The organism is Rhodanobacter sp. K2T2, from assembly GCF_013408815.1.
Classification (GTDB): Bacteria; Pseudomonadota; Gammaproteobacteria; order Xanthomonadales; family Rhodanobacteraceae; genus Rhodanobacter.
In genome coordinates this window covers 40,843-67,396 of sequence record NZ_JACCCA010000014.1, presented here as the reverse complement: position 1 = coordinate 67,396, position 26,554 = coordinate 40,843, and the positions used below count along the sequence as shown (strand labels likewise).

General features: G+C 63.9%; 22 protein-coding genes. 6 read left to right on the top strand and 16 right to left on the bottom strand.

The genetic code is table 11. The features are described from left to right. The 13 genes from HDE78_RS18535 to HDE78_RS18475 all read right to left on the bottom strand — a co-directional run bounded on the left by HDE78_RS18535 (position 1) and on the right by HDE78_RS18475 (position 15,934). Positions 1 to 945 (bottom strand): ribose ABC transporter permease, encoded by a 945-nt coding sequence (locus tag HDE78_RS18535; protein ID WP_179482252.1) that lies wholly within the window; start codon positions 943 to 945, stop codon positions 1 to 3. Between the two features lie 20 nt (positions 946 to 965). Continuing rightward, positions 966 to 2,441 (bottom strand): sugar ABC transporter ATP-binding protein, encoded by a 1,476-nt coding sequence (locus HDE78_RS18530; protein WP_179482250.1) that lies wholly within the window; start codon positions 2,439 to 2,441, stop codon positions 966 to 968. Positions 2,442 to 2,482: 41 nt separating this feature from the next. After that, complete coding sequence (rbsD, locus tag HDE78_RS18525) at positions 2,483 to 2,881, bottom strand: D-ribose pyranase (protein WP_179482248.1); 399 nt, start codon at positions 2,879 to 2,881, stop codon at positions 2,483 to 2,485. Further along, positions 2,878 to 3,771, bottom strand: coding sequence for a ribokinase (gene rbsK / locus HDE78_RS18520; RefSeq protein WP_179482246.1), 894 nt, complete (start codon positions 3,769 to 3,771; stop codon positions 2,878 to 2,880). The genes rbsD and rbsK overlap by 4 nt, the downstream gene beginning before the upstream one ends. A gap of 233 nt (positions 3,772 to 4,004) precedes the next feature. Continuing rightward, positions 4,005 to 5,333 (bottom strand): carbohydrate porin, encoded by a 1,329-nt coding sequence (locus HDE78_RS18515; protein WP_179482244.1) that lies wholly within the window; start codon positions 5,331 to 5,333, stop codon positions 4,005 to 4,007. Between the two features lie 252 nt (positions 5,334 to 5,585). Beyond that, complete coding sequence (locus HDE78_RS18510) at positions 5,586 to 7,109, bottom strand: CoA-acylating methylmalonate-semialdehyde dehydrogenase (RefSeq protein ID WP_179482242.1); 1,524 nt, start codon at positions 7,107 to 7,109, stop codon at positions 5,586 to 5,588. Between the two features lie 61 nt (positions 7,110 to 7,170). Continuing rightward, positions 7,171 to 7,968 (bottom strand): 5-deoxy-glucuronate isomerase, encoded by a 798-nt coding sequence (iolB, locus tag HDE78_RS18505; RefSeq protein WP_179482240.1) that lies wholly within the window; start codon positions 7,966 to 7,968, stop codon positions 7,171 to 7,173. Further along, positions 7,965 to 8,876, bottom strand: a complete 912-nt coding sequence (gene iolE / locus HDE78_RS18500; RefSeq protein WP_179482238.1) for a myo-inosose-2 dehydratase — start codon at positions 8,874 to 8,876, stop codon at positions 7,965 to 7,967. The genes iolB and iolE overlap by 4 nt, the downstream gene beginning before the upstream one ends. Beyond that, positions 8,869 to 10,776 carry a 3D-(3,5/4)-trihydroxycyclohexane-1,2-dione acylhydrolase (decyclizing) gene (iolD, locus tag HDE78_RS18495; RefSeq protein ID WP_179482236.1) on the bottom strand — a complete coding sequence of 636 codons (1,908 nt, stop codon included), beginning with the start codon at positions 10,774 to 10,776 and terminating at the stop codon, positions 8,869 to 8,871. Before iolD ends, iolE begins: the two co-directional genes overlap by 8 nt. Beyond that, complete coding sequence (gene iolC, locus HDE78_RS18490; protein ID WP_179482233.1) at positions 10,773 to 12,746, bottom strand: 5-dehydro-2-deoxygluconokinase; 1,974 nt, start codon at positions 12,744 to 12,746, stop codon at positions 10,773 to 10,775. Before iolC ends, iolD begins: the two co-directional genes overlap by 4 nt. Positions 12,747 to 12,794: 48 nt before the next feature. Continuing rightward, positions 12,795 to 13,613, bottom strand: a complete 819-nt coding sequence (locus HDE78_RS18485) for an ATP-binding cassette domain-containing protein (RefSeq protein WP_179482231.1) — start codon at positions 13,611 to 13,613, stop codon at positions 12,795 to 12,797. Positions 13,614 to 13,623: 10 nt separating this feature from the next. Beyond that, positions 13,624 to 14,805 carry an ABC transporter permease gene (locus tag HDE78_RS18480; protein WP_218862541.1) on the bottom strand — a complete coding sequence of 394 codons (1,182 nt, stop codon included), beginning with the start codon at positions 14,803 to 14,805 and terminating at the stop codon, positions 13,624 to 13,626. 85 nt (positions 14,806 to 14,890) lie between these two features. After that, positions 14,891 to 15,934, bottom strand: coding sequence for a sugar ABC transporter substrate-binding protein (locus tag HDE78_RS18475; protein WP_179482229.1), 1,044 nt, complete (start codon positions 15,932 to 15,934; stop codon positions 14,891 to 14,893). 218 nt (positions 15,935 to 16,152) lie between these two features. Between HDE78_RS18475 and HDE78_RS18470 the strand changes: the two genes are divergently transcribed. The 3 genes from HDE78_RS18470 to HDE78_RS18460 all read left to right on the top strand — a co-directional run bounded on the left by HDE78_RS18470 (position 16,153) and on the right by HDE78_RS18460 (position 19,155). Continuing rightward, on the top strand, positions 16,153 to 17,019 hold the full coding sequence (locus HDE78_RS18470) for a MurR/RpiR family transcriptional regulator (protein WP_218862539.1): 867 nt from the start codon (positions 16,153 to 16,155) through the stop codon (positions 17,017 to 17,019). Beyond that, positions 17,012 to 18,004 (top strand): inositol 2-dehydrogenase, encoded by a 993-nt coding sequence (iolG, locus tag HDE78_RS18465; protein ID WP_179482227.1) that lies wholly within the window; start codon positions 17,012 to 17,014, stop codon positions 18,002 to 18,004. The genes HDE78_RS18470 and iolG overlap by 8 nt, the downstream gene beginning before the upstream one ends. Before the next feature lie 128 nt (positions 18,005 to 18,132). Next, positions 18,133 to 19,155 (top strand): Gfo/Idh/MocA family oxidoreductase, encoded by a 1,023-nt coding sequence (locus HDE78_RS18460; protein WP_179482225.1) that lies wholly within the window; start codon positions 18,133 to 18,135, stop codon positions 19,153 to 19,155. Between the two features lie 15 nt (positions 19,156 to 19,170). Here the strand turns inward: HDE78_RS18460 and HDE78_RS18455 are convergent, their stop codons facing one another. The 3 genes from HDE78_RS18455 to HDE78_RS18445 all read right to left on the bottom strand — a co-directional run bounded on the left by HDE78_RS18455 (position 19,171) and on the right by HDE78_RS18445 (position 23,347). Next, positions 19,171 to 20,025 carry a ribonuclease H-like domain-containing protein gene (locus HDE78_RS18455; protein WP_179482223.1) on the bottom strand — a complete coding sequence of 285 codons (855 nt, stop codon included), beginning with the start codon at positions 20,023 to 20,025 and terminating at the stop codon, positions 19,171 to 19,173. Then, entirely contained in the window at positions 20,022 to 22,433 is a 2,412-nt protein-coding gene (locus tag HDE78_RS18450) for a DEAD/DEAH box helicase (protein ID WP_179482221.1), read from the bottom strand. The genes HDE78_RS18455 and HDE78_RS18450 overlap by 4 nt, the downstream gene beginning before the upstream one ends. 137 nt (positions 22,434 to 22,570) lie before the next feature. Further along, a complete protein-coding gene (locus tag HDE78_RS18445; protein WP_179482219.1) occupies positions 22,571 to 23,347 on the bottom strand; it encodes a class II aldolase/adducin family protein in 777 nt (258 codons plus the stop codon). A 139-nt stretch (positions 23,348 to 23,486) separates the two neighbouring features. On the opposite strand from HDE78_RS18445, the gene HDE78_RS18440 reads away from it, so the two are divergent. Genes HDE78_RS18440 through HDE78_RS18430 form a run of 3 tightly spaced genes read left to right on the top strand, consistent with a single transcriptional unit; the run spans position 23,487 to position 26,527 of the window. After that, positions 23,487 to 24,305: an SDR family oxidoreductase gene (locus HDE78_RS18440; RefSeq protein WP_218862537.1), complete on the top strand. Its 819-nt coding sequence runs from the start codon at positions 23,487 to 23,489 to the stop codon at positions 24,303 to 24,305. Further along, positions 24,298 to 25,329: an SMP-30/gluconolactonase/LRE family protein gene (locus tag HDE78_RS18435; RefSeq protein ID WP_179482217.1), complete on the top strand. Its 1,032-nt coding sequence runs from the start codon at positions 24,298 to 24,300 to the stop codon at positions 25,327 to 25,329. The genes HDE78_RS18440 and HDE78_RS18435 overlap by 8 nt, the downstream gene beginning before the upstream one ends. A gap of 4 nt (positions 25,330 to 25,333) precedes the next feature. Continuing rightward, the gene (locus tag HDE78_RS18430; protein WP_179482215.1) at positions 25,334 to 26,527 is read left to right on the top strand and encodes an MFS transporter; all 1,194 of its coding nucleotides are present in this window, start codon (positions 25,334 to 25,336) and stop codon (positions 26,525 to 26,527) included. The last annotated feature ends 27 nt before the right edge of the window (positions 26,528 to 26,554 follow it).

Here is a 26,554-nt window from a genome sequence, read left to right as displayed (position 1 = left end):
TTACTTACGGCGATCCAGCAGCACGGCGATCAGAATCACCGCGCCCTTGACCACCTGCTGATAAAACGATGAGACGCCGAGCAGGTTGAGGCCGTTGTTCAAAAATCCGATCAGCAGCGCGCCGACCAGGGTGCCGAACAGCCAGCCGCGGCCACCGGCCAGACTGGTGCCGCCTAGCACCACCGCTGCAATGGCGTCGAGTTCGTAGCCGCTGCCGGCGGTGGCTTGGGCGGAATACAGGCGTGAGGTGAGCACGATGCCGGCAAACGCCGACAGCAGGCCCGATAAACCGTAGACGCCCAGCTTCATCGCGTTGATGCGCACGCCCGACAGTCGCGCCGCTTCCTCGTTGCCGCCCAGCGCGAACACGTGGCGACCGAACACGGTGCCACGCAGCAGAAATGCGCAGATGACAAACACGAGGAACATCCACACCACCGGATTGGGAATCAGGTGCGCGATGTAGCCGTCGCCGAGCAGGGCGAAGCTGCTGTTGCTGACGCCGATCGGCTGGCCCTGCGTGTACGACAGGGTGAGTCCGCGTAGCAGTGTCATGGTGCCGAGCGTGGCGATGAACGGGGCGACGCGACCCCACGACACCAGCACGCCGTTGATCACGCCAAGCAGCAGACCAAGCCCGAGGCCCACGCCGATCGCCAACGCCATGCCGTGGCCTGCCGCCATCACGCCTGCGGTGATCGCGCCGGTGAAGGCGAGTATCGCGCCCACCGACAGATCGATGCCGCCGGCCAGTATCACGAAGGTCATGCCGAAGGCGATCAACGCGTTGATCGACACCTGGCGCAGCACGGTGAGCAGGTTGCCCGCATTGAGAAAGTCGGGGCTCAGCACGCTCAGGGCGATGATCAGCAGCAGCAGTCCGATCACCGAGCCCAGCCGCTGCAGCAGCGCGGCGCCGTTGCCAAAAGAAAATCTGCTCGTCATTGCATTCGTACTCGTCATGGTCAGTGGCCGCCGGTAGCGGCAAGCATTACGGTTTCCTGGGTCGCCGTGGCGGCATCCAGCAGGGCGCTGGCGCGCCCTTCGTGCATCACCAGGATGCGATCGCTCATCGCCAGCACTTCGGGCAGTTCGGAGGAAATCATCAGAATCGCCACGCCGCTGGCCACCAGCTGGTTGATGATCTGATAGATCTCGGCCTTGCCGCCGACGTCCACCCCGCGAGTGGGCTCATCCAGAATCAGCACGCGCGGCTTCAGCGCCAGCCATTTCGCCAGCACCACCTTCTGCTGGTTGCCGCCGGACAGCGCGCGGGCCGGCAGTTCCATGTCGCGCGTACGGATTTTCAACTGCTCGATCAAGCCCTTGGTCTGGCGCTTTTCCGCGGCGCGATCGATGACACCCGCATGCGCGGGCACGCGCGGCAGACTGATGTTCTCGCGCAGGCTCAGATCCAGCACCAGGCCCTGCGCCTTGCGGTCTTCGGTGACAAAGCCGAGCCCGGCCTTGATCGCCTGCACTGGCGTGCGGGTATGGATGGGCTCGTCGTCGAGCAGCACACGGCCTTCGCTGGCCTTGTCCAGTCCGAACAGCAGGCGCGCCAGCTCGGTGCGACCGGCACCCATCAGACCGGCCACGCCCAGCACCTCGCCGGCGCGCAGTTCGAAGCTGATGTCGTGCACGTGCTTGTCGCCGAGATGTTCGACCTTGAGCAGCACCTTGCCCGGTGTCACGTCGCGGGTGGGGAAGCGCGCCTCCAGGCTGCGCCCCACCATCATCTGCACGACCTCGTCCAGGCTGAGCCCGGGAATCGGGCGCGTGCCGACGAAATGACCGTCGCGCAGTACGGAAATGCGATCGCACAGTACGAAGATTTCTTCCATGCGATGAGACACGTAGACGATGCCCGTGCCTTTCTGACGCAGTTCGCGGATGAGCGCGAACAGCGTGTCCGTCTCGCGCTCGCTCAGCGCCGCGGTGGGTTCGTCCATGATCAGCACGCGGGCGTTCTGGCCCAAGGCCTTGGCGATCTCGACCATCTGCTGCTGGCCTACCGACAGGCGTGCCACCGGCATATCCGGATCGATCGACTGCATGCCGACCTGGGCCAGCCATTCGCGCGCGCGTTTGCGCATGGCGCGCCGATGCAGTACACCGAGCGTGCTCAATTCGCGACCGAGAAAAAGATTCTCCGTCACGCTCAGATGGGGAATCAGGTTGAGTTCCTGATGGATGATGGCGATGCCGTGCTTTTCGGCATCGGTCGTGGAATGAATCGATACCGTTTGGCCGTCCACCTTGATATCGCCGGCGTCGGCCTTGTGTACGCCGGTCAGCACTTTCATCAGAGTGGATTTGCCCGCGCCGTTTTCGCCCATCAGCGCATGGACTTCGCCCGGCCGCAGTTCGAAATCCACGCCTTCCAGCACCTTTACCGGGCCGAACGCCTTCTGGATACCGTGCATGCTGACTAGTGGCATGGCGGTGGCTGGGTCATACGGTACAGCTTGCAGCGGCGCGCTCAAAACGTCACCCCCGCGTGCAGGATCACGTTGGCGTAGGGCGAGGTTTCGCCGGTGCGCACGATGGCGACTGCATGAGCGCATTGCTGCTTGAAATTCGCGTGGCTGATTTCGTCCACTGGCATACCGCTATGCTTCAGTCGATCGGCCAGCGCCACCAGAGCGGGATTCTTTTGGTGGATTTCTTCGGCAAAGGTGGCCGACTCCACGGCGAGTTCGTCGCAGATGGCGTCGAATACCTGCGCGAACGAGGGCAGTCCGGGTAGCAGGGCCAGATCGATGCACGGCACGCCGCGCGGCACGGGCAGGCCGACGTCGGCAATCACCAGCGTGTCGGTATGCCCCATCGCGGCGATCACGCGGCTGAGTTCGGCGTGCAGGAGTCCGGCGCGCCTCACGACTGCCGCTCCAGCAGCGCCTTGACTTCGGACAGGCGCGGCATGCCGCCCTGTGCCCCGAGGCGCGAGACGGAAAGTGCTGCCGCCGCGCAGGCCTTTTTTACTGCGATCGGCAGGCCTTCGTGCAGAAACACGGCAAGCGCGGCATTGAAGGTATCGCCGGCACCGGTCGTGTCGACGACATCCACATGAAAACCGGACTGATGTATGGGGCTGCCGTCTTCGCGATACCACGCGCCTTCCTCGCCGCGCGTCAGCACGACGGGGCAGGGTGCGCGCTGCATCAGCGCATGAAAATCGTCGTTCCCGTCGGCATCGAGCAGGATCGCCAGCTCGTGCTGGTTGGGCGTGACGTAACGCACGAGCTTGAGCCAATCGGTCGGCAGCGGCTGCGCAGGCGCGGGATTCAGAATCACCGGCACACCCAGCCTGTGCGCCAGTCGCACCGTGGCTTCGACCGTTGCCAGCGGAATCTCCATCTGCACGAGTACGGCGTCGGCGCGTTCGATCAGATCTTTGGCGAGTTCGACCTGCTCGGACGTGACGCGCGCATTCGCGGCGGGCACGACGAGGATGTGATTGTCGCCCTGCGCCACGGTGATGGACGCGGTACCGCTGGCGCAATCATCGAGGCTCTGCACGTGGGTGATATCGACGCCTTCGTCGATCAGCCCCTGGCGCAGCTGCCTGCCGAATATGTCGTTGCCGAGCGCTCCGATCAGGGACACCTCGGCGCCCAGACGCGCGGCAGCTACGGCCTGATTGGCGCCTTTGCCACCGGGAATGGTGTGAAAACTTTCGGCCATCAGGGTTTCACCGGGCGCGGGAAAGCGCGGCGCCAGAGTAACCAGATCCATATTGATGCTGCCGACAACAACGATGCGCGTCATGAAAATTCGCGGCCTTGGGGGAGGGGAAGTGCAAGCATAAGGGATGCGATGTGATGCGAGAGGAATCGAACGTCTCTAGGTGCGAGCGTGGAAGAAAATCACTCGTTCCATGCTCCAAAATGCTGGATAAGAATTCTTCATGTACGAATCGACCATCATAAAAAAACATCCCGGCACAAGGGCCGGGATGTTTGATGTGTTGCTGTTGTTAGCGCAGCAACTCGGCACCGCTATTAGAACGTGAAGCCCATCTTCAGGCCGGCCACGAACGCGTTGCTGTTCTGGCTGGTGCCACCCGGATGCAGGATGTACTGCAGGTTCGGGCGCAAGTAGATCGACGGAATCGGCGACCAGCTGTAGAACACTTCGGTCACGTACTCGCTGCCGTCGCCAACGATGACGTTTTCACCGGTGCGCGCGTTGTTCTGCTTGACGAAATCGGCATAGCGGCTGTTGGAGTTCGTTTCGCCGACGGCGAAACCGATCATGTCGTTCGGACGGGCGAACGGACCGTTGTATTCCAGACCCAGTGCGACCTGTCCATCGGTGGCCGCGGTGTTGCGATCGGCCTGCGATGCGTTCAGGAAAATCGATAATCCTTTGCCGCCGGCGTCACCGGTTACCTGCTGGATGAAATTGATGTACGCACCGTACTGGCCGTCGCGGTTCAGCGCTGCCAGGCCGGTTTCACCTGCCGGATCGTGGTTGATGTCGTAGTACAGATCCTTGCCCTTGGAGGTGTTGTACCAAACACCGAACTTATACGCACCGGGCAGGCCGTTGGCGGTAGGAGTCCAGCCGAATTCCAACGGAATCAGCGCACCGGTGGTGCCACCCGGGAAGTCCGGAATCAGGCCTTTGTGCGCCGCGTAGCTGTCGTTGACGTAGTTCGGATTGACCTGGTAGGCGCCCAACATCACGTAGGTTTCCTTCGTGGTGTTGAGTTTGATGTTGGCCGCCCACTGGCTGGTCGGCCAGTTGACCCAGTAACCGCCGACGATATTGCCCGGCTGCGAGCCGCAGAAGGTCAGGTTCTGGAAGTCGCAGGAGAACGCCGCGAAATCTGAACCGACGGGCAAACGACCGGCTTTGACCACCAACGCGCCGTCGAAGAATTTCTGTTCGAGCGAGAATTCGGTGAGATGCCAGGTCTGGCCGCGACCGTAGACTTCCTGGATCAGCTGGTTGTTGCCGATGTGGGCATCGGCGCCGAGATTGCGACCGTTACGATCGGTGATCATCATGCGGAAGGTGGCGCCGTGCCAGCCCCACAGTTTGTCCAGATCCAGCGCTACGCCACCTTTCCACTGATCGGTGTAGCGAGTCAGGTGCGATGTGCCGCCGGTAAAGTTATGCGCCGCTTCACCACCGTAACCGAAATCGAATTTGATGCCCTCGTCGGCCAGACGGGTGCGCTCACCGTTCCAGTCGCCGAAGAGATAAGGGCTGGTGGTCAGGTCATCCGCTGCGTGCGCCTGCGGTGCCGCCAGGCCCATGCCGAAACCGAGACCTGCGATAGTCAGCGCGCAAGCGAGTGATTTTTTCCGAAATGTTGAAGCCATGATTCCCTCTCTCCCAATGGTGAAGCGACTGGTGCGTTCGTTAAACGTTCAGCATTTTTCAAGCGAAAAATGAATACGAGTTCTTTTCGTATCTTTTATGTTTTTTTTATTACTCGGCATTTTCGGACGGATGCTCATCACGCTCAATTGACTAACACCCGAGGCCTATTGTGTTTTTTCGTGTTGCGCTGCGGGGCAAAAAACGTGCTGCTATGAAGTAAAAACAATCTATTGCGGCGAAGCAAACGTCTTTCAGTGCGTGGGCATGGCGAATTCGGCGCCAGCACTTTCTTTATCTGCCAACCAGCGCTGAGTTACGGCCTTCTGACGCGTGTAGAAGCGCACTGCCTCGGGACCGTGTGCGTGGTGATCGCCCATCAGACTTTTTTTCCAACCGCCGAAACTGTGGAACGCCATCGGTACAGGAATGGGCACGTTGATGCCGATCATGCCGACTTGCACGCGATGCGCGAACTCGCGCGCCACGTGGCCGTCGCGCGTGAAGATCGCCGTGCCGTTGCCGTATTCATGCGAATCGACCAGCGCGAGCGCACTGGCGAAATCCGGCACGCGCACCACGCACAGCACGGGTCCGAAGATTTCTTCCTTGTAGATGCGCATCGAAGGCGTAACGCGATCGAACAGTGTGCCGCCGAGAAAGAAACCCTGCTCGCAGCCGGCGACCTGATGGCCGCGGCCATCGACGATGAGTTCGGCGCCGGCGGCTTCGCCGTCGTCGATATAGCCGGTGATCTTGTCGCGATGCTGGCTGGTGACGACCGGGCCCATCTCGATGGTGTCGTCCATGCCGTCACCGATGCGCAGGGCGCGCACTTTCGGTGCAAGCTTTTCCACCAGCGTGTTGGCGGTCGCTTCGCCCACGGCAACGACGACAGAGATCGCCATGCAGCGTTCGCCGGCAGCGCCGTAGCCCGCGCCCATCAGCGCGTCGACGGTTTTGTCCATATCCGCATCGGGCATCACGATCATATGGTTCTTCGCGCCGCCCAGCGCTTGCACGCGCTTGCCCTGCGAGGTGCCGCGCGCGTAGATGTATTCGGCGATCGGCGTGGAGCCGACAAAGCTGATGGCGCGAACGTCCTTATGATCGAGCAATGCGTCGACCGCGCCTTTGTCGCCCTGCACGACATTGAATACGCCGTCGGGCAGGCCCGCTTCGGTCAGCAACTCGGCGAGCAGCAGCGCGGTGGAGGGATCGCGCTCGGAAGGCTTCAGTACGAAGGTATTGCCGCAGGCGATCGCCATCGGAAACATCCACATCGGCACCATCGCGGGGAAATTGAACGGCGTGATCCCCGCGCAAACGCCCAGCGCCTGGCGCATGGTCCAGGCGTCGATGCCGTTGGCAATCTGTTCGGTGTAGTCGCCCTTGAGCAGTTCGGGAATACCGCAGGCGTATTCCACCACTTCCAGGCCGCGCACCAGTTCGCCCTTGGCATCGGATACGACCTTGCCGTGCTCGCGCGTGATGGCGGCGGCGAGCTTGTCCATGTCGCGCTCGAGCAGCTCCTTGAAACGGAACATCACGCGTGCGCGCTTCAGCGGCGGCGTCTGTGACCAGGCAGGAAATGCCGCCAGTGCCGACTGCACGGCGAGGTCGACTTCTTTCGCGTCGGCCAGCGCCACGGCGCCGATCACGTCACCCGTGGCCGGGTTGTAGCTGGGCGCGGAGGAACCTTTGCCGGCCTGATGGCGGCCGCCGATGTAGTGGCCGATATTGACGGGAGCAGGGGAGCGAGAGAGTTGTGCAGACATGGTCGGTGGTTCCGTATCAATCGAAAAGTTGGATCGGGGCTGGCGTCGACGCGCGAATGGCTCAGCGCGGCATCAGCCAGTCGTGTGCCGGATCGTTCTTGAAATGCCATTCGCGATGCGGGCCGGCCATCACGTTGAGGTAGTAGCCGCGGTAGCCGTGCGGCATCACCACCGGGTGATAGCCGCGCGGCACCATCACCACGTCGTGGTCGCCTACGGCCATCGATTCATCGAGGTCGCGCTCGTCGGTGTACACGCGCTGGAAGGCAAAGCCCTGCGGCGGATCGATGCGGTGGTAATAGGTTTCTTCCAGCGAGCTCTCGACCGGCAGGTTGTTGGTGTCGTGCTTGTGCGGCGGATAGCTGGAGGAGTTGGCCGCCGGCGTGACCACTTCGACCACGAGCAGCGACTCGGCGTTTTCCGTCTCTGGCAACACGTCGCAGACGTAGCGCGTGTTGCTGCCCTGGCCGCGGACCATGCGCTTCATGCTGGCGGCGGGTATCAGCCGCGCGGGATATTTTCCGGTGGCCGGTGCGCTGGCCAGCGCGAGCTCTGCCTCATCATGCGCGTGGATGACGAACGTCGATCCCGGCGGTGCGTACACCGCGTCGGTCGAGCGATCCTCGAACACGCTGGCGCGGCCGCCGAGGCTTTTCCAGGATTCGTCACCGACGCTGACGTCGACGTTGCCGGTCAGCACCACCAGACAGCCTTCGCGATCGGACGGCAGGTCGAGATGCAGCGACTCGCCGGCGCCGACCCGCACGCCTTCAAAACCGACGTGCTTCCAGCCGGCCGACTCCGGCGTCACTTTGACGATGGCGCGTCCCTTAGGGGCAGCTTTGACTAGCAGGCTCATGCGGCCTCCTTCGTACGCACGTTGTCGACCAGTCCGCGCAAGGTGCGGTAGCCGAGGCTGGCGTAGGCATAGCTGGGCGCGACGGCCGGATCCTGCTCGGCTTCGACGATCAGCCAGCCCTTGTAATGGTTCTCACGGAGCAGTTCGACGATGCCAGCAAAATCGATCGCACCGTCGCCGGGCACCGTGAACACGCCGTTCAAGACCGAATCCAGAAAACTCCACTGGCGATTGCGCGCGTGGCGAATGATCGACGGCCTGACATCTTTGCAGTGCACGTGGCAGACGCGGCCGATGTGCTTGCCGAGAATCGTCAGCGGGTCGCCGCCGCCGAAATACGCATGGCCGGAATCGAACAGCAACCCCACATCCTCGCCGGTGTAGGCCATCACGCGGTCGATATCGTCCGGCGATTCCACATAGGCGCCCATGTGGTGGTGGTAGGCCAGCCGCACGCCGCGCGTCAGCAGATGTTTGCCGAAAGCGGTCAGCCGTTCGCCGTAGCGCTTGAACGACTCGTCGTCGAAGCGTGGACGTTTGTACAGCGGCACGCTGCGTTCGCCCTGGATGGCGTTGGCGACTTCGCCGTAGACCATCACCTTGCAGCCGTTCTTTGCCAGCAGATCGAGGTGCGATTCCACCGACGCGATTTCCTCTTCCACCGATCGCGTGGCCAGTCGGCCGGAATACCAGCCCGACACCACGTCGAGCTGGTAGCCGGCCATCAGGTCGCGCAGCGCGGCGGGGTCCTTGGGAAACTTGTTGCCCAGCTCGAAACCCTGATAGCCGATTTCGCGGCCTTCGTTCAAGGCGGTCGACAAGGGAGTTTCGCCGCCCAGCGAGGGCAGGTCGTCGTTGCTCCAGCTGATCGGATTGATGCCGATCTTTACTTCCAGACGGTTAGACATCGGATTTCACCTGCGTTGAATGGTCGGGCGCGGTGGTCGACCGCTGCCGCTGTTTGGCTGTTTCGTAATCGCGTCGAGAGTCAAGCACGCTAGCGCGAGTCGAGACTTCGGGCACCGCGACTTCCCACCAGGTGCCGCCCTGCTCGGTGGTGCGGCGATGATCGGTATCTATCGAAATCAGGTACGTGCGCTTCGCCGCGCGTGCGCGCGTCAGCGCCTGCTCCAGCTCGGCGATGCTGCCGACGTGCTCCGCTTCGGCACCCATCGCACGCGCGTGCGCGGCGAAGTCGATGGCCGGTGCGCCATCGGCACCTTGCAGGCAGTCGTCCCACATATTGTTGAACGGGGCGCCGCCGCAGGCCTGCTGCAATCGGTTGATGCACCCGTAGCCGCGATTGTCCAGCACTACGATGATCAGCTTCAGGCCCAGCATCACCGACGTGGCAATCTCGGCGTTGAGCATCAGATAGCTGCCGTCGCCCAGCATCACGATCACGTCGCGATCGGGTTTGGCCATCTTGACGCCCAAACCGCCGGCAATCTCGTAACCCATGCAGGAGTAGCCGTATTCCATGTGGTAGCCGCCCGGCGTAGACGTGCGCCAGAGTTTTTCCAGCTCGGCAGGCAGTGTGCCGGCGGCGCAGACCACAATATCGTTCTGCATCGACTGCGGATCGGAGCGCTGCACCGCGCCGATGATTTCGCCATCGTAGGGCAGGGTGCCGCTGGGCAACTCGCGTTGCCCGGTGACTTGGCTGACGATGTCGCGCCATTCGTTCGCCTGGCGCTTGGCGTTTTCCTGCCAATCGCGGCCAGCGCTCCAGTCCTGCAATGCGAGGGACAGCGCATCCAGCCCAAGGCTGGCGTCAGCAAGAATGTCGAGGCCGCCGCCTTTCAGCGTGTCGTAGCCGTTGACGTTCAGGGCGATCATCTGGGCATCGTTGAACAGCGCATTGGAGCCGGTGGTGAAATCCTGCAGGCGCGTGCCGACGGCAAGTACGACATCGGCCTCGGCCAGCAGCGCATTGGCCGCGGTGGAGCCGCAGACGCCAGCCGGTCCCAGCTGCAGCGGATGATCCCAGGCCAGCGCGCCCTTGCCGGCCTGCGTCTCGGCCACGGGTATGCCGTGGGCTTCCGCGAAGCGCCGCAGCGCCGCGCTGGCCTTGCTGTAAAGCACGCCGCCGCCGGCAATGACGACGGGACGCTTTGCTGCACGCAGTGCGGTGGCTGCCGCAGCAATGTCGTCCTCCGCAGCGGGCAGCGCGCGGAAGCTGTGGGTGCGCGGCGCAAAAAAACGTTCCGGCCAGTCGTAGGCCTCGGTTTGTACATCCTGCGGAAGCGCCAGCGTCACTGGGCCGCACAGGGCGGGATCGGTCAGCACGCGCAGCGCCCGCGGCAGGGCACTCAGCAACTGCTCGGGTTTCACGATGCGATCGAAATAGCGCGATACCGGACGCAGGCAATCGTTGACGCTGGCCGTGCCGTCGGAAAAATCCTCCAGCTGCTGCAGCACCGGATCGGGCGCGCGCGAGACGAAGATATCGCCAGGCAGCAAAAGTACCGGAAGCCGATTCACGTGGGCCAGCGCGGCGGAGGTCACCAGGTTGGTCGCACCCGGTCCGATCGAGCTGGTCACGGCCATCATGCGCCGACGCATATGCGCCTTGGCATAGGCGACCGCCGCATTGGCCATGCCCTGTTCGCTGTGCGCGCGATAGGTCGGCAGGCTGTCGCGTTGCGCGTACAGCGCTTCGCCCAGGCCAGCGACGTTGCCGTGACCGAAAATCGCGAACACGCCGCCGAACAGCGGAACGGTTCGGCCATCGTCATCGAGAACCTGCTGTGCCGCGAGATAGCGCACCAGCGCCTGCGCCATCGTCAGTCGAACGGTGTTGCTCATGCGGTGGCCTCCACCCCATGCGTTTTTTCGACGGCAGGTGGACTCGTGACGCGCTCACCGCGAGCCTGTCGCCACAGCGCGGCCAGTTCGGCGAAGTGGTGGCTGGCTCGTTCGACCAGAGTCGCATCGTCGATGTCGCCGCGAAGCCACGCGCGCGCCGGCTCGACAAAAATGCTGCGGCCGACGGCGAAGCCGCGGCAGCTGTGGCTGTGCGCGGCGGCGGCGAAGCCCGCGGCCAGTTCGGCAAACGGCGCGTTGAGGCCGAGCAGCAGCACGCCGCGGCAATGCGGATCACGTTCGGCGATCAGCGCGTCGAGTGCGGTCCAGTCCTGCGCCGGCAGCGGCGCAAGCTTCCACCACTCGGGTCGGATGCCGAGGTTGTAGATACGCTTGAGCGAACGCAGCACGCGCTCGCCCTGGCTCGCCTGCACCGACGGGTTGGCCGGCGGAATCACCTCCAGCAGCAGCTCGTGTCCGCTGGCGCGGGTCGCGGTATACAGGGCATGCAGCTGGGTTTCCTGCTCCAGCCGCTGCTCCGGCGTGCCGTCGGGATCGAACGGCACCAGGCATTTGACTACCTGTTCGAGCGGCCACTGGATCAGCTCGCTGCCCAGGGCGCGGCCGGCTTCGAATTCCAGCGGCAGCGAGCCGGGCAGTTCGACCGGACGTCCCACCCACCAGCCGCGGCCGGTGGCATCGTTGAGCGCATCCTGGCCGTATCGGCCGTCGCACAGCATGCCGATGCGCTGCGTCAGCCCGAGATTTTTTTCGGTACGCGCCACCGCCTGCACCAGCAGCTGCTTCAAGCGCGGAATGCGCGACTCGTCGGCGCCGGCCTCGCGCGCCAGCTCGAACAGCTGGCTGCGATGGTCGAACGCGAAGATATGCAAATCGTCCCAGTGCGTGCGCGCCACGCTGACGCGATGCAGATGGGCCAGCTGCTCGTCGCGATCCGGGCGCTGCAGCCGCTCGGCGTGGGCGAGAAAATAGTCGAGTTCGGCGCGACTCGGCATCGCTGGCGCACAGCCGTGGCGGGACACCACGATGGCACCGCAGGCGTTGGCATAGGCGCAGCAGCGCTCGATCGGCTCGTCGCGCAGCCAGCCGGAGAGAAAGCCCGCGATAAACGCATCACCGGCGCCCAGCACGTTGAGCACCTCGACCCGCGTGCCCAGAAAGGTCGGTGCGTCGTCGATCGCCGTGGGAATGGCGGCCTCGATCACGCTGCAGCCCTGCGCGCCGCGCTTCACCACCAGCGTGGCGTTGCTCACCGCGCGAACGGCCTTCATTGCCGCGATCAAATCCTTGCTGCCGCCGGCGATATGGAATTCTTCCTCGGTACCGACGATCAGGTCGAACTGGCCCAGCTCGCGCTGGAGGTGGGCCGTGACGCTGTCGTCGGCGATGAAGCGCGTTTCGCCGTCGCCGCGATTCGTCAGTCCCCACAGCACGGGGCGGTAGTCGATATCGAGCACGGTGCGTACGCCATGCTGCCGCGCGAACGCCAGCGCTTTGCGGCTGGCGGCCAGCGTGCCGGGTGTGGACAGATGCGTGCCGGTAATCGCCAGGGCCTTGCTCGAGGCGATGAAAGTCTCATCGATATCGTCTTCGCACAGCGCCATGTCGGCGCAGTTTTCGCGATAGAAAATCAGCGGAAAGGTTTCGCGATCCTTGATGCCGAGCAGCACCATGCCGGTGAGACGCGCCGGGTCGACGACGATGTGGCTGACATCGCAGCCTTCCTTGCTCAGGGTTTCGGTGAGGAACCGGCCCATATGGTCGTTGCCCACGCGCGTCAGCATGGCCGAACGCAGGCCCAGTCGCGCCGCGCCAAACGCGGCATTGCCGGAGGAGCCGCCGAGGTATTTGGCGAAGCTGGACGCATCTTCCAGCCGTGCGCCGTGCTGCTGGGCATAGAGGTCGACAGCGAGTCGGCCCAGGCAAATCAGATCGTAGCGATGTTCGGTCATGGTGCAAAAACTCGGGGTGGCGATAGGGGAGGGCAGTACGACGCTGGCTCAGGCGGCCTGACGGCCTTCGAGCTCGTCGACGAGACTCTGGATCTCGGTGCCGCCGGCCATCATGTCGAGCACTTCCTCCTTGCTGATGTCGCTCTTGGCGAAGGTGCCCATCGACTGACCGCGATTGAGCACGGTGAAGCTGTCGGCGATGGGATAGGCGTGATGCACGTTATGGGTGATGAAGATCACCGAGATGCCGCGCTCGCGCGCCTTGTGCACTAGCTTGAGCACGTTGCAGCTCTGCTTGACGCCGAGCGCGGCGGTCGGCTCATCGAGAATCAGCACCTTCGCGCCGAAATGGATCGCGCGCGCAATCGCCAGGCACTGGCGTTCGCCGCCGGACATCGTGCCGACCGGCTGATGCGGCGAGCGCACGTGGATGCCCATCTCGGCCAGCTTGTCCACCGCCGTGCTGGCCGCCAGCTGCATGTCGAGTACGGGAATCATGCCGAACAATTTTTTGGTCGGCTCGCGCCCGGCAAAGAAATTGCGCGCCACACTCATCAGCGGCACCAGGGCCAGATCCTGATAGACGGTGGCGATGCCGCAATCGAGCGCCTCGCGCGGCGACTTGAAGCTGACCTCTTCGCCTTCGATCAGATAACGGCCTTCGCTGGGCTTGTGCACGCCGGCGAGCGTCTTGATCAACGTGGACTTGCCGGCACCGTTGTCGCCGAGCAGGCAGTGCACCTCGCCACGGCGCAGGCGCAGCGTGACGTCCTTCAGCGAAATTACGGTGCCGAAGAATTTGCTGACGCCTTCGAGCTGCAGGATGTAATCGTCGCTGCCGCTAGGGTTTTTGATTGGGGTATCCATCAGTCGATCCTCACTTGCCGGTCGTTGCGCGCGAGCGGATGTAATGGTTGAACAGCACCGCGAGCAGCAGCATCGCGCCCAGCACCACGCGGTACCAATCGGAATTGACGTTGGTGTAGGAAATGCCGATTTGCACCACGCCGAAGATCAGTGCGCCGAAGCAGGCGCCGAGCACCGAGCCATAACCGCCGGTGAGCAGGGCGCCACCGATGACCGCAGCGATGATCGCCTCGAACTCTTTCTGCAGGCCGCGATCGGAAGCCGCCGAGCCCACATCGGATACCTGCAGCACCGCGAACAGGCAGGCACAGAACGCGGTGAGCACGAACAGGCTGATCTTGACCCGGCGCACCGGCACGCCGACGTTCTTCGCCGCGTTGGCGTCGCCGCCGACGGTGAAGATCCAATTGCCGAAACGCGTTTTGGACAGCACGAAGCCGGCGCCGCAGGCCACCAGCGCCCACCACAGCAGCACCTTCGGCAGGCCGGCAACCACCGGCTCGCCGCTAGGCAGTTTGTCGATGATGCCGGCGTGCGCCATCCAGGTGAACAGACCCTGCAGCGCGGTGCCTTGGAACAAGGCGTGCGTGATCGGATCCTGCGCAATCTTGTCGCCCACGCCGCTGACGATGGTGCTGCCCGCGAACTGCGTCGACAGCACGATGGTGAGACCGCGCAGGATGAACATGAAAGCCAGCGTGACGATAAAGCTGGGCAGCTTGGTGCGCATCACCAGATAGCCGTTCAACCAGCCCAGCGCCATGCAGCCGCCGAACGCGAAGAGCACGGCCAGCCACATCGGCCAGCCGAAAAACATCGAGGGCACCGCCATCATCATGCCGGCGAAGCCAATCATGGAGCCCAGCGAAAGGTCGAATTCGCCGGCAATCATCAGCAGGCAGGCGCCGACGGCGATGATGCCCAGATACGCGGCAACCTGCGACCAGTTCATGATGCCGTCGAGATTGAACATGCCCGAGTCGCCGGCGAAAACGCCGAAAAATATGAACACCAGAACGGTGGCGGCGATGGAGCCCAGCTCGGGTCGATTCAACAAGGCTCGCCAGGGCGAGATGCGGCGCACGCGCTCATCGCTGGGCGCGGACTGATCGGCGCCAGGCGGCTTCATGCTGGCGTTCGAGGGAATGGGTTTGGCGAGGGTCATGGCCATATCGGAAGTCGTGGTGCTCATGAAGTCTCCGGCGCTTGCGCGAGGGATGATGTGTGCGGCTATTGACCGACCGATCGCCGCAAGACGATCGGCCGGTCGAAGCGCTTTAGCGGTACTGGCCGGCGTATTTCTCGACGGTGGCCACGTTGTCCTTGGTCACGAAAGCCGGGCCTGAGCTGACGCCGTCGGCGTTATAGACCGGCGACAGGCCATACATCTTCAGGCGCATCTGAAACTTCGGATTAGCCTTCAGCGTGGCGATGATCTTGTCCTTGTCGGTAGTCTTGTCTTCGTGCGCGATGACCACGGCGGCGATCGACATATAACCCTGCAGGTACGGCTGCTGATCGATGGCGAAATTGATCGTGCCGTCCTTGATCGCATTGATGATGCCCGGCGACAGATCGAAGGTGCCGAAGTAGATCTTGCCGTTCAAATGCATCGCCTTGAGGGCCTGCACGGTCGGCTCGGCGGCGTTGGGACCGAGTGCGAGAATGGCCTGGGTCTTCGGATGATTGCGCAGGTAGGCGGTGACCTTGCTGTTGACCACGGTCGGGTCCATGCCGCTGTCGATCATCGAGCTTTTGAAGTCCGCACCGATCGCATCGGCGAAACCCTTGCAACGCTGGAACGAGGCCTGGTTGGTCGCGTAGTGGTTCACGCAGACGAAGGACTTGATGCCTAGCGCCTTGGCGCGCTCGCCTGCGGCCTTGCCCGCGGCATACTCGGGCTGGCCGATATGCATGATGGCGCCGAGCTTCTTGCTCTCCTCGATGGTGCCGGAGTTGAACGTAACGGTCGGAATGCCTTTGGCGGTGATTCGCGCCGCGGGCTTGGCCAGCACGTCGTAGTCGGCGATGTCGTAGGCGACGCCGTCGTAGTTGCGCGCGGCGGCCTGTTCCAGCAGGCGGGCCATATCGGCCAGGTCGCCGTTCGGCGGGTTGCGGTAGTCGACCTGCACGCCGAAATCGTCGCCGGCCTGTTTCACGGAATTCTTGATCGTGTTCCACCAGGAATCGGAATCGGCGCCGTGGCTGACCATCACGTAGCGCTCGTTGGCGTGCGGGCCGTCCGCTGCCATCAGCGCCGGCGCCAGAGTGATGCCGGCCAGCAGGGTTGCCAAGCAGAGGGAAATTTTCCGAAGTTGCATACCACTCTCCAGTCGCGTGGGCCGGGTTAGCCGGCTCGGTTCAGATCGGGCCATGCCTGTTGACAGGCGAGGCGGTGCGAAGCTGGGGCGAGGATGGACCCCCTTTTTTCAATTTGCAATTTGCATTGCACAATAAAAAAAAGTGGAATAAATATTCCATTCGATGCATAACAGGCACCTTGCCGCGACGCGACGCGGTGGCTCTTGGGTAAGGACACATGACAAAAACCAGCGGTGTGGAACAACTGATGCAGCGCATTGCCGAGCAGTTCGATGCGCTGCCGCGGCAGCAGCAGAACGTGGCGCGCTATGTCGAGGAGCAGCGTGCCAACATCATGCTCCAGCGCGTCAACGAGGTGGCTGAGGGCGCCGGCGTGCATGCCTCTGCAGTGGTGCGCTTTGCGCAACGCTTCGATTTTTCCGGCTACAGCGAGATGCAGGCGGTGTTCCGCAGCGAACACACCGCACACGTAACACCCGCGCGCAGTTACCAGCAGCGCATTCGCCGGGTAATCGAAGATGGGCCCGAACAAATGCAGCCCGCGCAGATGGCGCTGCGTTTCATTGACGCCAGCCGGGCAGGGCTCGATGAGCTGGCCAACGAATTCGATGCGAAAAGCTTCGAGGATGCGGTCGATCTGCTGGTCAAGGCCGACACGATTTACGTGGTCGCCGTGCGTCGCGCGTTTTCCATTGCCAGCTATATCGCCTACGCCCTGCAGCACACGCACAAGCGCGTGCTGCTGGTGAACGGTCTCGGCGGCATGTACCGCGAGCAGATGCGCAGCATCGGCAAGAACGACGTGCTGATCGCGATCAGCTTTCCCCCGTACGGAAAAGAAACTCTCTACTGCGCGCGCATCGCCAGCCAGCACAAGGCCAAGGTGCTGGCGATTACCGAAAGCGGCATGGGCCCGCTGGCCCGCCATGCGAGTGTCCTGCTGAAAGTGCGCGAGGGCAGCGCGTTCGCCTTTCGTGCGCTGACCAGCACCATCTGCCTGTGCCAGGCGCTGTTCGTTGCGCTGGCCTACAAGCTCGAACTGACCGTTGAAGAAACCACCCCCCCTGGAGAATACGATGATTGAAGTAGCCGTTTTTGGCGCCGGCCGTATCGGCAAGATCCACGCCGCCAACGTGGCGCGTCACCCGCAGGCCAAGCTGAAATACGTGGTCGACACGCATGCGCCATCGGCCGAAGCGCTGGCCGCCGAGCTCGGCGGCACGGTCGTGTCGGTGGAAGAGGCCTTGAACGATCCGGCCATTGGCGCCGTGGTGATCGGCTCCAGTACCGACACGCATGCCGATCTGATTCTGCGTTCGGCCGCTGCCGGCAAGGCGATCTTCTGCGAGAAGCCGGTCGATCTGGATGTGCAGCGCGCGCGCGAGTGCGAGGCGGCAGTGCAAAAAGCCGGCGTGGTCTGCATGGTCGGCTTTCAGCGCCGCTTCGATCCGACCTTTGCTGCGTTGAAGGCGCGGCTCGAGGCTGGCGAGATCGGCGAGGCCGAGATGCTGGTCATCACCAGCCGTGATCCGTCGCCGCCGCCGGTGTCGTACATCGAGCGCTCCGGCGGCGTGTTCAAGGACATGCTGATCCACGACTTCGACATCTTTCGCTGGATTCTCGGCGGTGAGGCGGTGAGCGTGTACGCCACCGGCGGCAGCCTCGGCTTTCCGGAAGTGGCCGCCGCGGGCGATATCACCCAGGCCGTAGTCACCATTCGCACCAAGAGCGGCGGGCTGTGCCAGATCAATACCTCGCGCCGCGCCGCCTACGGCTACGACCAGCGTTTCGAAGTGCTGGGAAGCAAGGGTCTGCTGCAGGCCGGCAATGTGCGTCCGACCCAAGTGGTGGCTTGGGGCGAGCAGTCCATCAGCACCGACAAGCCTGAGCATTTTTTCCTCGAGCGCTACCGCGATGCCTACGCGTTGGAAATCGCGCATTTCTTCGATGCCTTGAATGACGGTACGCCCGTACGCACCACGATCGCCGACGGCATCAAATCGCTGGAATTGGCCGAGCTGGCCACGCGCTCGTTCAAGGAGGGCAAGGCGCTGGAGTGCTCTATCTAAGAGCTCTGGAACAGGGAACGGGAAACGGAGATGTCTGGTTTCCCGTGAACTGTCCGCTTGCCGCGTGTTGCTAGCTCGGTGGCGCGGCTCGCGCGCCACTTCACCGAATGAATTTATCGAGTGCATGCATGAATCAGAAAACTCTCAACATCGGCCTGGCAGGACTGGGTCGCTTGGGCCGTCGCTATGCGGAAAACCTGGCGCGTAACGTGCCGCGTGCGCGTCTGGCAGCCGTCTGCAGTCCGGTGCAGGAAGAAATCGATTGGGCGCGCGACGCGCTCGGTATCGAAAAAAGTTACAGCGACTACGCGCAGATGCTGGCCGATCCCGCGCTCGACGCCGTGTTCCTGGTCACGCCGACCTCGCTGCACGCCAACCAGATCGAGCTGGCGCTCGATGCCGGCAAGCACGTGTTCTGCGAAAAGCCGCTGTCGCTGGAGCTGGAGGCCTGCCAGCGCACGGTGGCGCACGCGGCGCGCTATCCGCAGCTGCGTGCGATGGTCGGCTTCGTGCGCCACTTCGATGCCAGCTACCGCGATGCCAAGGCGCAGATCGAGGAGGGCGCCATCGGCAAGCCTTTCATGGTGTATTCGCAGACCGCCGACCTGCTCGATCCCAGCGGCGCCTTCGTCAAGTTCGCGCCCACCAGCGGCGGCCTGTTCCTCGACTGCAGCGTGCACGACGTCGATCTGGCGCGCTGGCTGTTGGGTCGTCCCAAGGCGGTTCGTGCATATGCCGCCGGCACGGTCGCGGTCTATGACGAGTTGAAGGCGCTAGGCGATATCGACAACGGCGTGGCCATCTGCGAATTCGAAAACGGCTGCGTGGCGATGTTCCACGCCTCGCGCACGCAGGCCCACGGCCACGACACCCACACCGACATTATCGGCACCGGCGGCAAGCTCAGCGTGGGCCGCAATCCGCGCATGGACCGCGTGGAAATTTCCGACGCCTACGGCGTTCGCGCGCTCTCCGCACCGAGCTTCTTCGAACGCTTTGGCGATGCGTTTCATGCGCAGTGCGTGCATTTCGTCGATGCCGTGTTGGACGACACGCCATTCGATCTCACCCTGGAGGACGCGGCCGAGGCGACGCGCATTGCCATTGCGCTGCGGCAGTCGATGCAGACGCATCAACCGGTGGAGCTTTAACGACGTCGTTACCTCTCAGGCGACTTTCCGCACGCGCCGCGGCGGCGGAATCTCGCCGAGATTCGACAGCTGGATCAACACGCCGGCCAGGCTCTTCAAATCCTGTGCGTTGTGATGCGCAACGCGGCGCAGGTTGGCGGCCGAGCCGCCTTTCAGGTAGGTGAGCCAAGCGGCGGGGGCTTCGGCGCCAGGCAGATCGTCTTCGCGCACCACGCCGATCAGCTGCCGTTCGGCGGTGGCCAGCCGGCAGTTTTCCCACACGCCTTTCCAGCGTCGTCGTACCGGATGCAGCAGGTCGAGATGGGCGAGCCCGTGCAAGGGATTGGGCAGCCGCGCCAGCCGATAGCGCGTCGCCAGCAGCGGGGCGTCGTAGCATTTGCCGTTGTAGCTCACGAGCACGGTGTCGTCGCTGAGCCAGCCGGCGAAGGTACGCAGCATGGCCGTCTCCGCCGCCATGCTGGTGATGGTGAGCTGGCGGATGCGAAAGCGACCGTCGATCCAGTCGGCTGCGCCGATCATGAAGGCGCGTGTGCCGGTGCCGCCGGCGAGCCCGGTGGTTTCGGTGTCGAAATGCAGCAGCCTGTCGTGATGCATCGGCTCCATCCGTGCGAACGCGGCATCGATAAGCGTCGGCGGCTGCAGCCAGTCCATCCGCGCCTCGGTGTAGCGCAGGCCCGGCGCGATCTCGTCGCCGGCCACGTCGCGATCGCGCGAGGCCAGTCGTGCTGGCCCCTGCTGTTTTATCTGCGCATGGCGAAGCAGCAGGTTGCGCACGTTGGCGGGCATGGCCGGCCTTGCCGCCACGGGTGACGCCGTTACCTGGCCACTCTGCGCGCGCAGCTGGCGCAGTTTGCCTGCGAGTGCGCTCATAGCGCGACCAGCAGCGCCAGCACGCGCAGCGCCAGCGCTTTCGGCGTGGTCGCGGTCTCTTCATCCGCGGCCAGCACCGGCCCGACGCAGCCCGGGCAACCCGCGCGGCAGTCGCAGCGTTCGATCAGCGTGACCGACTGCGCGATCAGATCCTCGCGTCGATCGAACAGCGGCTCGCTCTGGCCGATGCCGCCCGGGAACGCGTCGTAGAGATACACCGTCGGCGTAAACGGCGCATCGGCCGCCAGCGTCGTGGGCTGGCCGTCGACGCCGCGCAGCTGGCCACGACCGTTGATATCGGCGCTGACGAACCACGCACCGTCGCCGCTGCCAACGGACTTCTGCAGATCGCGCGCTTCGGCCATCACCGCGACGGTGGCCACGATATGCAGGGCGTACGCGGCGCCGAGAAAGCCATCCAGCGCCTGCTGGCGATCCTCGAACGCTGCACCCAGCACGTCCTGCGCCAGCTGCCACCACACTGCCGTGGTGTGCAGCTCCTGGTCGGGCAGGTTGACCGAGCCGTAGCCGATGTTTTCGTGCGAGTAGAAGCGGATCTTCTTGTAGCCCGGCACGCGGCGCACCACGTGCACCTCGCCATGGTGCGCCTGCCCGCAGCCCGCGTGCGAGGTGTCGAAACAATCGAGTACCTTGAGCTTGGTGTAGTCGATCGCGTCGGTGTAGTAGTCGACGTGCGTGCGCGTGACATAGGCCTTGCGGCCATCCCAGTCCAGCCGCTCGACCTGATACGGCACCGACTGGATCATGTGGATGGCGCCTTCGTACAAGGTCACCGGCACGGCGCTGAAATCCACCTCGGCAATAATCGTCTGGCGGCCGTTGGTGCGGTCGACCACGACGAAATTGCCGTCGGCGACGGAGCGCAGCGATACCGCAATCGCCGGATAGCTGTCGGCAATCCATTCCCAGCGATCGCCTTCGCGATGCAGCACGCCTTCCTCGGCCAGCACGTCCAGCCACGGTGCGGCCACTTCGGTGCCGAACATCTCCTCGCCGATGAAGGGCAGTTCGAAGGCCGCGCAGCGGATGTGGTCGAGCAGGATCAGCGGTTGATCCGACTGGATGCGCGCGTGCTCCGGCGACGCGCCCTGAAAAAATTCCGGGTGCCGCACCAGGTATTGATCGAGCGGATCACTGCTGGCCACCAGCACGCCCAGCGCCGACTGCTGCCGTCGGCCGGCGCGGCCAAAGCGCTGCCAGGTCGACGCCACCGATCCCGGATAGCCGTTGAGCACCACCACATCCAGGCTGCCGATATCCACGCCCAGCTCCAGCGCCGACGTGCTGACGATGCCGTCTATCGAGCCTGCGCGCATCTCGCGTTCGGCGGCGCGGCGCTCCTTTGGCAGATAGCCGCCGCGATAGGCGCGGATGCGCGCCGGCTTGCGCGGATCGTTGTCGAACACGTCTTTCAGGTACTTGGTCAGCACTTCGACCATCGTGCGCGACTGCGCGAACACCAGCGTCTTCATGCCGGACTTGATCGCCAGCCGCGCAATGCGGTTGGTCTGCGAGCGCGCCGAGGCGCGCAGGCCCAGGTCGGGGTTCACCACCGGCGGATTCCACAGCAGCACGTGCTTGTCGCCGGTCGGCGCGCCGCTGTCGGTGATCGCAGTGACGACATCTTCGATCAGCGCCTCGGCATGCTCCTTCGGATTGCCGATGGTGGCGGAGCAGAGAACGAACTGCGGACGCACGCCGTAGAACGCGCACACGCGCTTCAGCCGGCGGATCACGTTGGCCACGTGCGAGCCGAACACGCCGCGGTACGTATGCACTTCGTCGATCACCACATAGCGCAGGTTCTCGAAGAACTGGGCCCACTTCGTGTGGTGCGGCAGAATCGCCTGGTGCAGCATGTCCGGATTGCTGACCACGATATCGCCGTGCAGCCGGATCGCCTGGCGCGCGTCGCCCGGCGTATCGCCATCGAAGGTGAATGCCTTGACGCCAAGCTCGCCGGCCTGGTTCAGCTCCAGCAGCTCGGCGACCTGGTCCTGCGCCAGCGCCTTGGTCGGAAACAGGTACAGCGCCTTGGCGTGCTGGGTCATGGCGGCGGTGATGACGGGCAGGGTGTAGCACAGGGATTTGCCCGAAGCGGTCGGCGTCACCACCGCCACGTGATCGCCCGCCTGTGTCGCCGCCCACGCCTGCGCCTGGTGGCTGTAGAGCCGATCGATGCCGCGCGATCGAAGTGCCTCGGCCAGCGCCACGGGCAGATCGTCCGGCAGCGGCGCGTAGGAGCCCTCGCAACCGGGCACGACAAACGCGCCGGTGATTCTCGCCGCATAGCGTTTGGTCAGCCGCTGCGCCAGCGTGCGCCCGTCGCTGGGACCTCGGAGCACAAGTGAGTCGGCGGCATGGTAACGATCGAGCTGGGCGTTCATGGGCAAGTCCTGGCGGCGTGCCTCATTGAACGGATACGTCGTCTCACAGCGTGAGATAGTTGCCGGGTTCGGCGGTCATTCGCGGCGGCGATCGTCGCGGCGCCGTGATCGCGTCCAGCTGCTGTTCTGCGTCCGCGTCACTGGTCGTAGCCCGGGTTGCACCGATCCAGCTTGCGCAGCAGGCCCGGCCAGACCAGGGCGCCACCAAGGCCACGGGTCACCTGTGCCGCCTGCGCCTGGATGCCGGCGAGAATCGGCGCCGCGATGGAAATCAGCTCGCGATGGCCACTCAAGGCCTTCACCTGGATGGCGCACGCCGTTTCAAAGATGTACATCGCCAGAAAAGCGTCGGCCACAGTGGCGCTCGCGGTAAGCAGGCCGTGGTTTCGCAGCATCAGAAAAACGCGGTTGCCCAGATCGGCGACCAGACGCGGCTTTTCTTCGGCGTTCAGCGCCACGCCTTCGTAGCCGTGGTAGCCCAGCGATGCAAGGACGAACAGCGACTGCTGGGAGATCGGCAGCAGACCGTCTTTCTGTGCCGACACGGCAATGCCGTTGAGCGAATGGATATGCATGACGCACTGCGCATCCTCGCGCGCAGCATGAACGGCGCTGTGGATCGTGAAGCCGGCCGGGTTGATCTCATACGGCGATTCGGAAACCTTGTTGCCGGCCAGGTCGATCTTCACCAGCGACGACGCGGTGATCTCGTCGAACAACATGCCGTAGGGATTGATCAGAAAGTGGTGCTCCGGCCCGGGCAGGCGCACGGTCAGGTGCGTAAAAATCAGGTCGTCCCATCCGTGCAGGGCGACGAGCCGGTAGGCGGCGGCCAAGTCGACACGCAGCCGCCACTCCTGTGCCGATACGTCGATCTTCGCACTGGATGTGTTTTGTGGCGGCAATGCAGACATGACGTTTCCCTATTCGATTTCGACCGTTCGCATACTAGACCCGCGGTAATCGCCTGCGGCGGGCTTGCCGCGTTTTGGCCGAAACGGTTCCTTCGCAAAGGCCTATGCTCGGCATGGCGAAAAAGCGGAAGGGGAATGCATGCAGTCCAGGGTTCGAAAGGTGGTGCTCATTACGGGTGCCGGCAGCGGCATCGGCGCGGCCACCGCACGCAGGCTCGCCGATGAGGGGCACCAGATCGTTCTTGCCGACATCGACGCTGAGCGCGTGCGAAACGTAGCGGCGGACGTCGGTCATGAGGCGCTGGCCGTCCCACTGGATATTCGCTCGGTCGAGCAATGGAACACCACGCTCGACCTGGTGTGGTCCCGCTTTGGCCGTCTGGATGTGCTGATCAACAATGCCGGCATCATCCATACCGGGTATGTCCGCGACGTTTCCATCGACGAGCATCGCCGTACGCTGGAGGTGAACTATCTGGGCCCATTGATCGGCATGAAGCAGACGTTGCCGCGCTTTCAGGCTCAGGGCAGCGGGCACTTTGTCACGGTGTGCAGCATGACCGCCTTTCTGCCGATGCCGGGGATGGCCAGCTACGCCGGTACCAAGCATGCGCTGCGCGCGTTCCATCACACGCTGGCGCTGGAGGAGCGCAAGGGGCCGCTGAAGTTTTCCATCGTTCATCCGCCCTCGACCGAGACGGGCATGCTCGAGCAGGAATTGAGCGACGACTCCACCGCACTGGCTTTTTCCGAAAAATCGGTGAGCGCGGATTTCGTCGCGTCGAAGATCACGCAGGCCGTACACGATCAACCGAGCGAAGTCGTGATGCCCGCCGGCTTCGGGCAGTTTCTGCGCCTGTTCGGTGCCACCACCGGCATCATGCGGCTGATGGTCGACCACGCCGAAGCGAAGGGGCGACGCGTGCAGGCCGCGCTGAGGAAAAAGCGTCATGGCTAAGGGACAGCCGGTGAGGCCGGTCGCGTGGCATTGTCCGCCAGCGCCATCGCTCGACCGGGGACCGTATGCGATCAACCGGCGGCTGCAGCGGCTGCAGCGCTTTTATCCGATCGAGGGCAGCGGCCCGGAGGGCGTGGCGGTAGATGGCGTCGGGCGGATCGTGGTCGGTTATGGGGACGGTCGGGTGGTTCGCTCGCGTCTGCGCGACGATACATTTGAAACGCTGGCCAATACGCGCGGCCGTCCGCTCGGCATGGCACCGCGGGACGACGGCACGGTCTTCGTGGCCGACGCGCTGCGCGGGCTGCTGCGTATCGACCCCGACGGTTCGATAGACGTACTCAGCACGCAGGCCGAGGGCTTGCCGTACCGCTTTACCAACGACCTCGCTGTGGACGCCGCCGGCGCGCATGTGTATTTCACCGACTCCTCCAGCAAGTGGGGTGTCGGATACGATACGGTCGACATCATCGAACACGGCGGTCATGGCCGCCTGCTTCACTACAACTGCGCCACAGGCACAACCAGCGTGCTGATGAAGGGGCTGCAGTTCGCCAACGGCGTGGCACTCGGCCCGGACGATGCGTATGTGCTCGTGGCAGAGAGCGGGCAGTACCGCGTGCAGCGCTACTTGCTGAAAGGCCCCAAGGCCGGAACGGCCGACGTGTTTGTCGACAATCTGCCCGGGTTTCCGGACAACATCAGCTTCAACGGTCGCGATCGTTTCTGGCTGGCCATCGCCGCGCCGCGCAATGCGCTGCTGGATTCGCTATCGCAGCGACCGTTGATTCGTAGAATCATCGCCAACTTGCCGGCCGCGATTCAGCCCAAACCCGCGCGCCACGGGATCGTGCTGGCGTTCGGCCTGGAGGGCAAGCTGGTGGCCAACGTGCAGCATCGCGGCCAGAGTGCCTTCTGGAAAATCACCAGCGCGTGCGAGGTAGGCGAATGGCTGATCTGTGGCTCGGTCGACGAGGACGCGCTGGCACGCATGCCGTTGCACGATGTCTTTGCCGAGGATTGATCCGATGTCGATAGCGACGAAGGTTCCCGCCGCGGTGGGTTCGCACAACGCCTGGTCGGTGATCGGCGCCTACGCGCTGGCGGCGTCGGCGGCGATGAGTCTGCAACTTGTCTTTGCGCCGGTCACGACGACCGCGGCCGCGCATTACGGCACCTCGGTGGAAGCCATCGGCTGGCTCAGTGAAGTGTTTCCGCTGATGTATGTGCTGTTCGCGATACCGGCCGGATTTCTGCTGGATCGCCGCTTTCGATCGGGGCTGCTGCTGGGCGCCGCGCTGATCGCGGGCGGAGCCGCGCTGCGGATGGTCGACGACACGTACGCCTGGGCACTGGCCGGCCAGCTGATCTGCGCGATCGGGCAGCCGCTGATTCTCAACGGCGTCACCCTGGTGGCCAGCGACTATCTGGAAGAGCGTCGCCGCCAGCTCGGGCTGGCTGTGGCGATGGCCAGTGTCTACGTCGGCCAGCTGGCGGCGATCATGATGGGCGCGATGCTTTCCGAGCCGACGCAAACATCGCTGCTGGTTCGCTACAGCACGCTGTATGCGGTGATTGCCGCGGTGGCGCTGGCGGCAAGCCTGCGCAAGCCCGGCGCGTTCCGTTCGACCGAGCAGTCGCTGCCGGCGTGGGCTTCGCTCACATCGCTGTGGGCCGACGGTTTCATACGCACGATCACCCTGCTGTCGTTTATCGGCATCGGCGTTTTCACCGCGCTGCTGACCTGGCTTGAGGCCATTCTCGAACCGGCGGGCGTGAGCCCTGCCGCTGCCGGAGCCATGCTCATCGGACTGATCGTGGCGGGCATCGTCGGCGTGTCGTTTTTACCGGCACTGGCGTCCCGGAAAAAGCGCGAGTTTCAGCTGCTGCTCTTGTCCGGTGCGGTCGGGGTGATCGCCATGCTGGCGCTGGTCGTGGCGCCAGGCACTTTGGTCGGGCTCGTCGCGATGCCGACCTACGGCCTGTTTCTGCTGGCGGGAATGCCGGTGATTCTGGATCTGACCGAGCGCCGCGCCGGTCCTCGCGTGGGCACCGCCACCGCCCTGGTGTGGATGGCGGGCAATGCCGGCAGCCTGATCATCGCGATGGGCGTGCAGGCATTGATCGACCGTCCAGCATATGCGCTGATGCTGATGATCGCGTTCTCCGCCGCGACGATTCCGCTGACGTGGCGCCTACGCCGTCAGTCGCTCGTGATGTGACGGGCGACGATTCGGCAAGCGAGATGC

Coding starts and splice junctions, on each gene's coding strand:
- HDE78_RS18535 (WP_179482252.1), bottom strand. CDS start 945: ATGACGAGCAGATTTTCTTTTGGCAACGGCGCCGCGCTGCTGCAGCGG.
- HDE78_RS18530 (WP_179482250.1), bottom strand. CDS start 2,441: ATGCCACTAGTCAGCATGCACGGTATCCAGAAGGCGTTCGGCCCGGTA.
- rbsK (WP_179482246.1), bottom strand. CDS start 3,771: ATGACGCGCATCGTTGTTGTCGGCAGCATCAATATGGATCTGGTTACT.
- HDE78_RS18515 (WP_179482244.1), bottom strand. CDS start 5,333: ATGGCTTCAACATTTCGGAAAAAATCACTCGCTTGCGCGCTGACTATC.
- HDE78_RS18510 (WP_179482242.1), bottom strand. CDS start 7,109: ATGTCTGCACAACTCTCTCGCTCCCCTGCTCCCGTCAATATCGGCCAC.
- iolB (WP_179482240.1), bottom strand. CDS start 7,968: ATGAGCCTGCTAGTCAAAGCTGCCCCTAAGGGACGCGCCATCGTCAAA.
- iolE (WP_179482238.1), bottom strand. CDS start 8,876: ATGTCTAACCGTCTGGAAGTAAAGATCGGCATCAATCCGATCAGCTGG.
- iolD (WP_179482236.1), bottom strand. CDS start 10,776: ATGAGCAACACCGTTCGACTGACGATGGCGCAGGCGCTGGTGCGCTAT.
- iolC (WP_179482233.1), bottom strand. CDS start 12,746: ATGACCGAACATCGCTACGATCTGATTTGCCTGGGCCGACTCGCTGTC.
- HDE78_RS18485 (WP_179482231.1), bottom strand. CDS start 13,613: ATGGATACCCCAATCAAAAACCCTAGCGGCAGCGACGATTACATCCTG.
- HDE78_RS18480 (WP_218862541.1), bottom strand. CDS start 14,805: ATGAGCACCACGACTTCCGATATGGCCATGACCCTCGCCAAACCCATT.
- HDE78_RS18475 (WP_179482229.1), bottom strand. CDS start 15,934: ATGCAACTTCGGAAAATTTCCCTCTGCTTGGCAACCCTGCTGGCCGGC.
- HDE78_RS18470 (WP_218862539.1), top strand. CDS start 16,153: ATGACAAAAACCAGCGGTGTGGAACAACTGATGCAGCGCATTGCCGAG.
- iolG (WP_179482227.1), top strand. CDS start 17,012: ATGATTGAAGTAGCCGTTTTTGGCGCCGGCCGTATCGGCAAGATCCAC.
- HDE78_RS18460 (WP_179482225.1), top strand. CDS start 18,133: ATGAATCAGAAAACTCTCAACATCGGCCTGGCAGGACTGGGTCGCTTG.
- HDE78_RS18455 (WP_179482223.1), bottom strand. CDS start 20,025: ATGAGCGCACTCGCAGGCAAACTGCGCCAGCTGCGCGCGCAGAGTGGC.
- HDE78_RS18450 (WP_179482221.1), bottom strand. CDS start 22,433: ATGAACGCCCAGCTCGATCGTTACCATGCCGCCGACTCACTTGTGCTC.
- HDE78_RS18445 (WP_179482219.1), bottom strand. CDS start 23,347: ATGTCTGCATTGCCGCCACAAAACACATCCAGTGCGAAGATCGACGTA.
- HDE78_RS18440 (WP_218862537.1), top strand. CDS start 23,487: ATGCAGTCCAGGGTTCGAAAGGTGGTGCTCATTACGGGTGCCGGCAGC.
- HDE78_RS18435 (WP_179482217.1), top strand. CDS start 24,298: ATGGCTAAGGGACAGCCGGTGAGGCCGGTCGCGTGGCATTGTCCGCCA.
- HDE78_RS18430 (WP_179482215.1), top strand. CDS start 25,334: ATGTCGATAGCGACGAAGGTTCCCGCCGCGGTGGGTTCGCACAACGCC.